This window comes from Planomicrobium sp. CPCC 101110, from assembly GCF_007859395.1.
Taxonomy (GTDB): Bacteria; Bacillota; Bacilli; order Bacillales_A; family Planococcaceae; genus Planococcus.
In genome coordinates this window covers 182,576-194,851 of record NZ_VOHD01000003.1, presented here as the reverse complement: position 1 = coordinate 194,851, position 12,276 = coordinate 182,576, and the positions used below count along the sequence as shown (strand labels likewise).

Annotated in this window: 12 protein-coding genes; 4 read left to right on the top strand and 8 right to left on the bottom strand. The window is 45.2% G+C overall.

Annotated elements, in window-relative coordinates; all coding sequences use genetic code 11:
- The first annotated feature begins 95 nt into the window (after positions 1–95).
- From FQV30_RS01165 to FQV30_RS01150, 3 genes are all read left to right on the top strand, one after another.
- A complete protein-coding gene (locus FQV30_RS01165; protein ID WP_146498316.1) occupies positions 96–566 on the top strand; it encodes a universal stress protein in 471 nt (156 codons plus the stop codon).
- A gap of 151 nt (positions 567–717) precedes the next feature.
- The gene (gene yfkAB / locus FQV30_RS01160) at positions 718–1,848 is read left to right on the top strand and encodes a radical SAM/CxCxxxxC motif protein YfkAB (protein WP_146498315.1); all 1,131 of its coding nucleotides are present in this window, start codon (positions 718–720) and stop codon (positions 1,846–1,848) included.
- 680 nt (positions 1,849–2,528) lie between these two features.
- Positions 2,529–2,726 (top strand): hypothetical protein, encoded by a 198-nt coding sequence (locus FQV30_RS01150; protein ID WP_146498313.1) that lies wholly within the window; start codon positions 2,529–2,531, stop codon positions 2,724–2,726.
- 226 nt (positions 2,727–2,952) lie between these two features.
- On the opposite strand, the gene FQV30_RS01145 is transcribed toward FQV30_RS01150, so the two are convergent.
- From FQV30_RS01145 to FQV30_RS01120, 6 genes are all read right to left on the bottom strand, one after another.
- The gene (locus FQV30_RS01145) at positions 2,953–3,705 is read right to left on the bottom strand and encodes a metallophosphoesterase family protein (RefSeq protein ID WP_146498312.1); all 753 of its coding nucleotides are present in this window, start codon (positions 3,703–3,705) and stop codon (positions 2,953–2,955) included.
- 264 nt (positions 3,706–3,969) lie between these two features.
- Positions 3,970–4,665 carry a Type 1 glutamine amidotransferase-like domain-containing protein gene (locus tag FQV30_RS01140; protein WP_146498311.1) on the bottom strand — a complete coding sequence of 232 codons (696 nt, stop codon included), beginning with the start codon at positions 4,663–4,665 and terminating at the stop codon, positions 3,970–3,972.
- Between the two features lie 245 nt (positions 4,666–4,910).
- The gene (locus FQV30_RS01135) at positions 4,911–5,594 is read right to left on the bottom strand and encodes a DUF4956 domain-containing protein (RefSeq protein ID WP_146498310.1); all 684 of its coding nucleotides are present in this window, start codon (positions 5,592–5,594) and stop codon (positions 4,911–4,913) included.
- A 44-nt stretch (positions 5,595–5,638) separates the two neighbouring features.
- Entirely contained in the window at positions 5,639–6,337 is a 699-nt protein-coding gene (locus tag FQV30_RS01130) for a polyphosphate polymerase domain-containing protein (RefSeq protein ID WP_146498309.1), read from the bottom strand.
- Between the two features lie 143 nt (positions 6,338–6,480).
- Entirely contained in the window at positions 6,481–7,734 is a 1,254-nt protein-coding gene (locus FQV30_RS01125; protein WP_370512344.1) for a sensor histidine kinase, read from the bottom strand.
- 34 nt (positions 7,735–7,768) lie between these two features.
- A complete protein-coding gene (locus FQV30_RS01120) occupies positions 7,769–8,455 on the bottom strand; it encodes a response regulator transcription factor (RefSeq protein WP_146498307.1) in 687 nt (228 codons plus the stop codon).
- Between the two features lie 170 nt (positions 8,456–8,625).
- Between FQV30_RS01120 and FQV30_RS01115 the strand changes: the two genes are divergently transcribed.
- Positions 8,626–10,764: a carbohydrate-binding domain-containing protein gene (locus FQV30_RS01115; RefSeq protein ID WP_146498306.1), complete on the top strand. Its 2,139-nt coding sequence runs from the start codon at positions 8,626–8,628 to the stop codon at positions 10,762–10,764.
- Positions 10,765–10,989: 225 nt separating this feature from the next.
- On the opposite strand, the gene FQV30_RS01110 is transcribed toward FQV30_RS01115, so the two are convergent.
- Both FQV30_RS01110 and FQV30_RS01105 read right to left on the bottom strand, forming a co-directional pair.
- Positions 10,990–11,409 (bottom strand): cytidine deaminase, encoded by a 420-nt coding sequence (locus FQV30_RS01110; RefSeq protein ID WP_146498305.1) that lies wholly within the window; start codon positions 11,407–11,409, stop codon positions 10,990–10,992.
- Complete coding sequence (locus FQV30_RS01105; RefSeq protein ID WP_146498304.1) at positions 11,406–12,263, bottom strand: MBL fold metallo-hydrolase; 858 nt, start codon at positions 12,261–12,263, stop codon at positions 11,406–11,408. The genes FQV30_RS01110 and FQV30_RS01105 overlap by 4 nt, the downstream gene beginning before the upstream one ends.
- Positions 12,264–12,276 lie beyond the last annotated feature (13 nt).

Genomic DNA, 12,276 nt, shown 5'->3' with positions numbered 1-12,276 from the left:
TCCTCGAAGACAGGACCCAAAAGTTTTTGGATAAGCAGGGATTGGAAAAGAGTTATCGAATTCTCTTATATAAGAAAGATAAGGAGGAATACATTATGACTTTAAAGTATTCACAAATTATCGTAGCGGTAGACGGATCGGATCAAGCAGCCATCGCATTCAAAAAGGCGGTCGATATCGCGGTGCGGAATAACGCAACTTTGAATTTGGTTAGCATTGTCGACAACCGTTCGTTCGGATCTATCGAGGCTTATGGCCAAGCCTTTGCCAAAGGGGCAAAAACGGCAGCGGAGGGCTTATTGACCACATACAAAGAAGTCGCCACAGAAGCGGGAGTGCCGCAAGTGAATTCCATAGTGGAATACGGTTCCCCTAAATCCATGATTCCAGTGGACATGGTCAAACGGCTGGATGCTGATTTGATCGTTTGCGGGGCGACCGGCTTGAATTCAGCCGAACGCTTCCTTATGGGCAGCGTTTCTGAACGCATTGTCCGCTCGGCAAGATGCGACGTGCTGGTTGTCCGCACCCCTGTTATTGAGGCGAAGGGGAAACCAGTTGAATGATCTCATGCGCAAAGCCGTTCCCACACCTCATAGGGAATGGTTTTTTATTTTCCCGTCCAATCAGAAAAATTGGACATCTTCATCAAAGGTTGTAGAACCCATGGGTGAAGTCCATAATTAACGTTGATAAATATTATGGGAGTCCTTGACTATGACATTAATTAACACCGTTTCTAAAAACATTTCGCCGGATCATGATCCATGGGAAGCTTATATGGATATTGAAGAACATGGAAAACTGACATTATCCAGTATAGAGTTTACAACCACTTACCTGTGCAACATGCGCTGCGAACATTGCGCCGTCGGCTACATGCTCGCCCAGAAAGATCCCGATGCCCTGCCGATCGAATTGCTGTTAGCCCGGCTGGATGAAATCCCGCATCTCCGGACCATCAGCTTGACCGGCGGCGAGCCGATGTTTTCCAAAAAATCGGTCGAGCGCTATGTGCTGCCTTTGTTGAAATACGCGCATGCGCGAGGAGTACGGACGCAGATGAACTCCAACCTTACCATGCCGCTTGAGCGGTATATGCTTATCGCACCTTATTTGGATGTTTTGCACATTTCTCATAACTGGGGCACTATTGACGACTTTGTAACTGGCGGATTCGCCAATATGGAGCGTAAACCTTCGGAAGAGCGCCGTGCAGACCAATTTCAGCGGATGATCGATAACAGCCGCGCACTTTCCGAAGCAGGGGTGATGGTGTCAGCGGAAACAATGCTCAACAAACGGACACTTCCGCATCTTGCGAAAATACATAAACAAATCGTCGAAGAAATGAAATGCGCACGGCATGAAGTTCACCCAATGTATCCGAGCGACTTTGCTTCCCAGCTTGAAGTCCTGTCGCTGGATGAAACCCGGAAAGCCATTCATGAGCTTTTGGACCAACGGGATGAAAACGTCTGGATGCTCTTTGGCACGCTGCCATTTTATCCGTGCAGTTCAAATGAAGAAGATGTGGCTTTGCTCCAGCGCATCCGTTCCAGCAAAAACATCACAGTCCGAAACGATCCGGATGGCCGCTCGCGCCTGAACGTCAATATTTTCACGGGCGACGTCATTGTCACCGATTTTGGCGATACACCTTCTATGGGCAACATTCAGACAGACTCTCTTCCAGCCATGCTCGGCAGCTGGCTGGATCGCCCCCTTGCGAAAACCGTCGGCTGCCACTGTCCCGCGGTTTCTTGCCTCGGTCCGAATCTGCTGGTCAAAGACGCTTATTATCCTGAACTCGACTTTACGAAAAGAAAAGCGAATGCCTCATTTTAAGCTGAAAAGCCTTCTCCAAAAATTTTGGGGAAGGCTTTTTGTTGTTTTTTCATCTTTTTTTGCGGCATTCCAGATCCATGCGCCGGCGCTTGCCAAAGCAATCATTGTCAGCATCGGCCGCTTTCTCGCCTGCACCTAGCAGCTGCCGTCAACCGGACATACCATCAAGGGCACATCAAGGGCAGCCAGCAGGCTGCCGGCTTCCTCAAGAAAAAACTGGAGCTGGCCATCTCGCAGATTACCCTGCTTTCTGCGCGCACCCAAAAGAAGTTGCCAATTTCAATATCCATGATATCGCAGTTGAAGAAATTTGGTTGCGCAGCAAATGGGTTTTCATAAAAACCAGGCATTGATTTCACCTTTGAAAATTTTGTATAAAAAACTAGGTACAAAGAGTTTAAGTTCGGCAAAAACGGGAATCGAAATGTTAATTGGAGCAATCGCAGATTTTTGCCTTTCGCAAATTCTTAATCGTAAAATAAACTTCATAGTGTGGCTATGTGTACCGGACATTAGCGCCGTGGACAACGCCGAAAAGAATCGCAACGATTCTTTTCGGCGTTTTTTTTGGATTAAGCAAAAATAAATAGTTGGTAAAAAATCCCTCAGAAAGGCAGAACAGAATGTTTTTAAAGACTATTCACTTGAAAAGCCAGCCAAGAGAAAAGGAGTGCTTCCTCATGCTGCAATATATAATTGGTCATCAACAAAAATCCGTTCATGCAAGCCGATATATGGGAAGCCGCTGCCATCTGGATGACAGCGCACCCGAAGACAAGGAGTTTGCAGACTCCCGCCTTTACATCCAACTGCTCGAAAATCAACAAGCTTATATACCGTGTCCTTACTGCCATCAAGTGCCGCTTATTATCGATTGATAAAAGCCGCTCTTGGAGCGGCTTTCCCTTAAAACTTTTGGGCTTTCTGTCAGTTAGCACCTCAGGTCTAACCTCTCTGTTCCATCTTCGAAGTCTCTTCCTCGCTCCAAGCATCTCCTTTCCGGTACGATTATTTTTAATCGTACCGGCTTCTTTTTTCACCTTCAGCGTTTTACCCACAGATTGATGAATCAATTTTCAGATCCAGCCATTGCTTTCCGATCCTTCAGACTTTATTGCTCAATTGATCTCCATGGAACACTTTCAAAATAAATTCCCGTTCCGGCACCTTCAGTTTTTCGTACGACAGCAGAAACTCCCGGTTGTCGTACTCGGCTTCCTCTAGGCTAACTTCAATTCCTTGTGCCGAAACACTAACGATAGAGTAAGGTGCAATTGCCTGATTGCTGCAGCCTAGAGCGCCTGGATTAAGGTATATGGTTTTTTCGTTCTTAAAAAAGTGAAGCGGATGATGGTGACCGAAACAAATCAGCTCCTCATTCGTTTTGTTGAATAATTTTTCCATGTTAAAAAGGTTCGGCTCCACAATTGGTTCGAATGGATCCTCGCTGATCGGCGCCTGCAATTTCACATCACGAATCTTGTAATGGGCAAATAATGTGGAGCGTCCGTTTATTCTCTTTTTTATAATCCGAGGCAAAGCTGCCAGTTTTGGGATGAAAGCCGGATCAAGCCGATCAGCCATCCATCGGTGATGGGTTTTCACATGAGAATGGCTAAGCGGATGTTCCTGGCCTCGCGCCAATGCCAAAATCGCTTCGTCATGATTTCCCGTAACCATCGAGACGTCAGTTCGCGAAAACAGCATTCCAAGTACTTCATTCGTGTTTGGACCGATGCCGATCATATCCCCTAAACAAAAAACATGTTCGATCTCCGCTGTCTCATCAATTTTATCCAAAACAGCCTTTAATGCCGGCGCGTTTCCATGAACATCCGTAAATACTGCAAATTTCATATCCGCTGCTCTCCTTTGTAGGGTAATTACAATCACACCTCCTCCCTGTGAAAAAGGGTGAAAATCACATTTGGCAACATCTCTTAACTTGAACTTAATCTTTCTGCCCGAACTTCATTCGCTTTAAATTGGTTCCTCGATGTTAATACAGCAAATAACACGATTTCCCGCCAAATAAGGAATAAGCAGAAGTATCTCTGGCCTATACCTTCACGCAATCGGAGCCTTTTTGCGCATTCTTCTCAGCAGTGTTCGGGCAAGAGTTTAAGCGCCTAAAAATATCGTCGGGACCTCTGTTTCTCTTATATGGCCATCAAAAGAAACTTCATAAGCCTTTGCCTTCGGGCGAGAGCTTACGACCCTTTCAATTTCTTGATCTACATAATGGACCGCTACTCCGTCATCTGCCGCAATCCCTGCTTGCAGCTTCTTTTCTTCAACAAGCTGACGGTACGTCGGCCTTCTATCTTCTTCTCCGTCATAATGCGGACAGTTGCTGCCTTTCAGGAAACCAAGCGCTTTGATCGGTTCAAGCCCTTCTCCGAACGAATCGGTCACCCCTTCTTCAAACCAGCAGATCGAACCTGCACTGATTCCCGCGAGAACGATGCCCTGTTCCCAGGCTTTTCTCAAAATGCCATCCAATCCCCAGTCTTTCCATATGGCCAACAGATTTTTGGTGTTTCCTCCCCCGACATATATGATGTCTTTTTCCAGTATGAAACGTTCAATATCCCTTGTCGGCGGTTTGAACAAAGAAAGATGAGACGGCTGGCAATTTTGTTGTGTGAAAAATTCATAGAACCTCAATGTAGCGTTCTCCGAGTCGCCGCTTGCCGTTGGAATAAAACAGATCTTCGGTCGTTCTTTCTTTGATTGAGCCAATATGTATGAATCCAATAGCGGGTTGTTCGGCTCCATCAAGAAGCCGCCTCCGCCAAGCGCAATAATTTGTTTCATTTCCCTTCCTCCTTCAAGTCGCTTGATTATTATTTCTTCAAATAACAGGGAAAACCTTTTCCGTTCTTCATCTCACCACAAAAGTTGGAACTCACGGGCTTGAAGTTGGAACTCATGCCGTAAAAGTTGGAACTCGCACGAAAAAGCCGAAACTCATCCTGCCTTCCCAAAATCTTTCCACCCTCATTTTTATAAAAAAAAAGCGTTCCACTTACCGACGACGGTGAGTGGAACGCTTTCGTGATTTAAGCCGTAAAGTTGCCATCATAACTCAGCATGACCGCTGATTTAACTCCGGACATTTCCGAGATGCGGGAAATGAAATTCATGTCCGAATCTTTGACACGCACTTCATAAGTCACTTCATAATCGAAGCCTTGGGCGACGGATTTCGATTTGACCAGATGTTTCCGTACACTTGAAGATATGAGATGTTCCAATGGCTTCTCAATATCATTGTCCTCGTATTTTATGATCAAAAGATAAGGGTTCTCGATTTTAATCTTGTTAATGAAGACAATCAATACCAATCCGATCAGCAGCGAACCAAGAATGGCAAGCACCACAAATCCCGCTCCGCACAGGATTCCTGAAACAATGGTCCAGAACAGGTAAACAAGGTCCATCGGATCTTTGATCGGAGTTCTGAACCGGACGATAGACAAGGCACCGACCATTCCGAGCGACAGTAGAACGTTGGTCGAAATCCCTATGATGATCAATGCGGTAGCCATCGACATGACGATAAGGGAAATGTTGAAACTATGCGAATAAATCACGCCCGAGAAGGTTTTCTTATAAATCATATAAATGAACAGCCCGATAGCAAATGCCACAGCTAAGCCGATCAACGAATCGACAAGCGAGAAGCTTCCCGTATTCTCCAAAAAGTTGGATTTGAAAATATCACTAAAATTTACACTTTCCATTATTAATTCCTCCAGTAATAGTTTGATAGCCTAATGAAGGCATATTAGCCATACATCCGGCTGACTTGGTATTTCGAATATGCACCTGCGCGTAAATCGCTTACTTGCAGCAGCTGCTTGATGACATTAGGCAGAAACTCATCGTATTTCACTTCCAGCAGGACAATGTCCGGTTCTGTATCGACCATCGGGATGTTCGGATTAAGGACATCGTTATTCCGGAGGCTTGTGCGGATGGAACTGTCGAATGTCACCCGGACATTGCCGTATCTATAGATGAATACCTCACGCTCATAGTCGACGACAGTGACAGGCCTTAGCTGGAACATCGCCATTTGCCAATAGAGCTCCTGCATAAGCTGCCTTGAATCAGTTTCCATCCAACTGATATCGCCAAAACGGATCCTTTCATACTCTTTAGCCGTAATGGGGCATTTCTGTTTATAAGTGAGGTTATTGCGCTTGCTTTTTTTCTCCAGGTTCAAGAAATCCATATTATTGTCATAAAGCCGGACCCGGAATTTATCGCGCTCGAACAATCCCTCTTTTTTCTGATTCATGACTTTGTTGTCAAAGTTGTCGAAATAGACACTGCGGATGGAATACATGCCGTTTTCTTTTGCATGGGGATCCTTTTCCATATAATGTTTCAATTTATTCCTTAGCAGGTAGCAATCCATATTGGTCATTTCATGCTTCAGCTCTCTTCGGCCTTGGACGCCATTTAAACTTAATGCCTTCATCTTTTATCACTCCTATGCCTTGCTCCAACGAACCAGGTTTCTTTTTTCATCAAGCTCTTGAAACCTATTATTGAGTGCTAACCTTAAACAAACCTTAAAACTTTAGAAGAATAATAAAAAAGAGACCACAACGTTGTGATCTCTTACTTTGGCAATTTCACTTTAAAGGTTGTTCCTTGCTGCTTGTTCGAAGCTGCACTGATTGTTCCTGAATGGCTGGCAACAATCCACTGGGCAATTGAAAGGCCGAGCCCCATGCCTCCGGTTTCCCGGGAACGTGCCTTGTCTTCGCGGTAAAATCGGTCAAAAACATGGGAAATGTTTTCTTCCTTGATGCCGACGCCTGTATCACTGACTTCGATGACCACTTTCTGGTCTTCTATATACGACTTGACTCCGACACTATCTTTTTCTTCCGTATATTTCAACGCATTATCAAGCAGGATGACCAATAACTGATGAATGCGGCTTTCGTCCGCTTCCATGTTTACATCGCTATTCAAATCGAGCCATAAATGCTTCTCTTGGGATTCAGCGATTTCCTTGTAAGGGGCAGCCGCTTTCTTGATGAACGAATCTACCGGTATGGTTTGTTTGGACAGCTGCATTTCAGCGGAATCCGCCCTCGCTAAGGTCAACAGGTCGGAAGTCAATTTCGACAGGCGCCGCGTTTCCGACAAGCTAAGGGCTATATTTTCAAATTTGTTCATGATTTTTTCCTGGGGCGCCACCAGCAGCAATTCTAATTTGTTCTGGATGATCGTTAAAGGAGTACGCAGTTCATGGGAAGCATTTTCGACAAATTCCGCTTGTTTGTCCCACGATTGGATAATGGGTTTCATCATTTTCTTTGATAAGAAGTAACTTGCCGAAATCGACAGGATGATGAAAAGCAGCGAACAGATGAAAAGCAGCCTTCCAAAGTTTTCAATAATCGTCTGTTCGGGGTCGATATTCACCAAGAGCTGGGTATAGGCGATTTCATCATTCGGGTCTGTATCTTTGAAAAGCAAATAACGGAACGTATAGGTTTCGTCGAACGTGATATTGGTAAAGGCATCCAAGTTTTCTGTGTCCACTGTGTATTCTTCAAAATAGTTTTCATACAGCAAAGTCCCGATTTGGTCTTCATTGACGATTTCACCAGCTTTGTTCCAATGGAGCAGAATCACACGCGGGTTAGGGTTCGGCCCTCTTGAATCGAAAGAAGGCGAGCCTTGCTGCTCTTCATCAGCGGGGGGAATCCTCTCGTTTGGAAAAGGATTTTCAACCATCATTTCTTTGAATTTCATGATTTCCTCATCAGCTTTAGAAAAAAGCGTATTTTGTACCTGCCCGAATATGATAACCCCGAAAATCGTGAAAATAATAGTGAATGCCAACAAGTTCAGTATCATAAATCGGAGCTGTTGTTTCCTGAAGATGGATTTTCTATTCATCAGATCCACCATTATCCGACAGCATGTAACCAAGGCCGCGGAATGTCTTGATATAGGAATCGTAATTGAATTTCTTCAAGGTTTTCCTTAAATTGCTGGCATATACCTCCACCACAGTGGTCGAAGTATCCGATTCGAATCCCCAAATCCGGTCGAAAATCTGCTCTTTCGTTAAAATGATGTTCTTGTTGTTCAACAGATACTCCAGGAGGTCGAACTGCTTTCCGTTCAGTTTGACGGGTTCATCCCCAATAAAGGCGGTTTTGTTTTTGATATTCAACTTCAGCTCTTTGAATGCCAGCGTGTTCTCCTTTAATTCTCCTCCGGAACGGCGGACAATGGCCTCCAGCCGCAAAAGCAGCTCCTCCCGGTGGAACGGCTTCACAAGGTAATCATCAGCGCCGGCTTTAAACCCTTGCACTTTATCGCTGATCCCGTCTTTTGCTGTCAGCATGATGACTGGCGTCGTATTATCTCCTGCCCTCAATTCCTTCAACACTTCATAGCCATTCATGCCGGGCATCATAATATCCAAGATGATGCAGTCGAAGATGTTCTGCTCCGCTAAAAACAATCCTTCCTCTCCGTCAAAAGCTTGCTGGGCTTCAAATATTTCCTCTGTTGTTTCCTTGATCGCGTTAGACAGATGCCGGTCATCTTCTATGATTAATAGCTTCATTTTAATGGCTCCTTCATATCGATATATGGAATGGCAATAATAGACTTGATTATAGGGGGAAATAAAATAAATGCAAATTGTTGCCGTTTTAAGGTTTTGTTAAGGTTGCGGATTCAAACTAAGGGCCATGAGGGAGACACTCATTTTTTAATCCTGGAGGAGTGAAGACAATGATAAAGAAAAAAACTTTTAAGATGGCGGCAGTTGCCTTGTCCGCAAGCCTTCTTTTTGCTTGCAGCAATAAAGAGGACAGTGATGTAACTGTGGCAAGCGCAGCGGCCACTGAAGAAGTCCAGACACAGGTGGAAGCTGCAGTCAATTACTCAGACGATGACCAGTACAGTGCAGTGGAAAATTTTGAAACCATTCAGCTGAATGGCACAGAAGCGGACTTCGACTCTTCCGCAGCTGTCATTTTTGATGATAATACACTGACCATCAAAGCTGGCGGGACATATGTTCTCAGCGGAAGTCTGGATAATGGCCAAATCAGCATCGATTCCGAAGACAAGAAGACCGTACGGCTGGTGCTCGATGGTGTAGAAATAAACTCTTCTGATACATCAGCCATTAATGTCGTGAATGCCAAGAAAACCGTGATATCGCTGGAAGAAGGAACCGAAAACGTCCTTTCTGACGGCGAGGAATATGTCTTTGAAGATTCCGATGCGGACGAACCGAATGCGGCGATTTTCAGTAAAGACGACTTGACCATTAACGGAAGCGGCCGTTTAGTCGTCAACGGAAATTATAATAATGGCATCACCAGCAAGGATGAGCTGAAAATCACCGGAGGGGATATTCAGATTACCGCGGTGGACGATGGTTTGATGGGGCGTGATCTTGTAGCTGTAAAAGATGGCACCATAGCTATTGAAGTGGGTGGCGATGGCATCAAATCCTCCAACGATGAAGAGGCCGCCAAAGGCACCATTGCCATAGAAGGCGGCAAGTTTTCGATTGTTTCCGGAAATGATGGCATTCAATCAACTGCTTCGGTATACATTACGGACGGCGCTTATACGATTGCGGCAGGAGGAGGAAGCCCCGAGACGATTGCCCCTTCAGGTGGCATGATGCGGGCATCTCAGGAAGAGGCAGAAACTACAGATGAAACGGCGGAAGAAACCGCGAGCGACAGTGCTAAAGGCATAAAAGCGGTGACAAACCTTGCCGTCAGCGGAGGAACATTTGCTATCGATTCACTTGATGATGCTGTCCATAGTGATGGAGATGTGGCCATCAGCGGCGGAGAGTGGACAATTGCTGCGGGAGATGACGGCATCCACGCAAACAATGCCGCTTTGGTCGCAGGCGGAACCATTGAAGTTGCGAAAAGCAATGAGGCACTGGAAGCCGATAATATTACAGTAAACGACGGAACTTTGGTGCTCACGGCAGCAGACGATGGCATAAATGTCAGCGGCGGTTCCACAATGATGCCAGGCGGGATGGCACGCGAAACCGATGCGGCAGAAAGTTCAACAACTGATGAAGCGGAGGCAATAGAAGAGGCAGAAGCCGATGCGGCAGCAGAAGAAGAACTGGAATCCAAGCTGACGGTCAACGGCGGATTTGTTTCAGTCAACGCAGCGGGAGATGGCCTGGATTCGAACGGTTCAATCGAAATCACTGGCGGCACCGTATTAGTCGACGGACCGACAGAAAATATGAATGGTTCGCTGGATTATGACGGCAGTTTGATGATGGAAGGCGGCCTGTTGATTGCCGCAGGAAGTTCCGGGATGCTCCAGGCAGCGTCCGAAGAATCAGCCCAATCTTCAGTCGTCATGACCTTCCCGGAAACACAGGCACCGGGAACCCTTGTCCATATCGAAGACAGTGCAGGAAATGAAATTGCCACTTTTGCACCGGCGAAGGAATTCCAGGCAATCTTCATCAGCTCCCCTGATTTAATGGCCGATTCGTCTTACACCTTGTTTACAGGCGGAACTTCCACTGGAACAGAAGCAAACGGCCTTTATCAAGACGGAACTTACGAAGGCGGTACACAAATCGTTGATTTCACGATTACGGAAACTGTCAGCTGGGTCGATGAAAATGGCATTACCGAGGCTGGCATCGGTAGCATGGGCGGCGGTATGAGGAGTGGAACCGGCACGCCTCCAGAAGGCGGCATGGGTGGTATGTTTGAAGGGCTCGACGAAGAATCCAAGGCAAAAATGCAAGAAATTACGCAGCAAGTCATGGACGGCACCCTCACACAGGAAGAAGCCGAAGCGCATATGGCAGAACTTGGATTGGAGTTCCCTGACAGAGGCGCAGCTAAATCTGAACCTGCCGAGTGATAACTGAAGATATGAGCCAGAAGTTGGCAGCAATTTAGTTCATGCTCTGTTGCTTCTAAATATATTGTTTACTCAGAAAAGAAGCCCAATCACTTAAGATAAGTGCATGGGCTTCTTTTTGCTCGCTATTTTATAAATCCTCTAAGCTCCTGAAAAAGTTTTCTTTTGATTTCTTGTTAGTCTTTCAATATCAGTGAAGCTTAGAAGCGAAAAGTTCTTTCCAAATTACCGCGTATACTTCAGAGGAAGCAATTCTTCAATTTTCGTTTTCTGCAATTTCTCATCAATCTCCAGAATCACGAAACAGGCTGGTGAATAATCGAAAATCAATTCCCTGCACATGCCGCAGGGGCTAACAATTTTCAATTGCTGATTTTCTTCGTCTGAATGAGGATGTCTGACAGCCACAATCGTATCAAATCCGCTTTCGCCGCTCGAAATTGCGCTTCCGATAGCGATGGCTTCAGCACAGACGGTGACTCTTCCAATATATGCTTCGATATGGACCGCTGAAACTATGTTGTCGGATTCGGTATGCAGCGCCGCGCCCACATGGTGTTTATCTTCTTCATAGAGCAAAGTTATTTTTCTTTTGGCTTCATCAATCAACTGAAAATCTCTCGGCGTCAAATGGTAAGTTTTCAATTTTTTATTCCTCTTTTTATATTCCCATTTATAAAATACTCCATAAGAGTTATTTCCTCTTCGTTCGGGATTTTGTTTTCCACTTTTTTATATCGGTCTTTTACTGTTAAGATGGATACGTCAGCTCCGACAATGTTTCCGATGCCTTTTAGCATATTCAAGTAATTCCATAATTCCTGGTAAGTTTCCGGTTCATTATGGGAAGTTACATAGTAGTCCACCTCATATTTACTGATCTTTTTTAGCAGGAGCTGAAGTTCATTTCTATCGTAGCTCCAATCTCCGCTGTAAAAATCAGGCGCAAGGCAATCTCCCAGGAACATCACTTTTTCTTGAGGTATGTAAATTATAGATGAATCTTGGGCATGAACACCGCCAACATGTTCGATTACGCAAGTCAAGTTTCCTAAATCCACTTCCATTTTGTCGGAAAAAGAAAGTTCAGGCGACTTGAATTGCAGATGATTTCTTTCAGGCATTTCCAGCTTTATCATATCCCTGCAAAATTCAATCTCTTCCCCTGTTTGGACACGCAGATCCAGAGAGTCATCATCCCACTGTAAGGTACTTAAATAATCTATTCTCTGTTTTGTGTCCAGATGACTAAGGGTTACCAAGTCCATTGTATGAATACCAAAAATATGATCCCAGTGCCAATGTGTAACAGCAAGAAATTTCAAAGGTGAAACACTTTCCGTTCTTATGCTTTCCAGAAACTCCGATGCATGAGCCGGAGAATTTCCCGCATCCACCACCAAACTGAAATCATCCCCAGTAATCACTCCGATAACAGGACGGTCGGTTTTCTGAAAATGGGGTTTGTAATATACTCTTTCCGTCAGCTTCTTTAACATTGATTGCACCTGC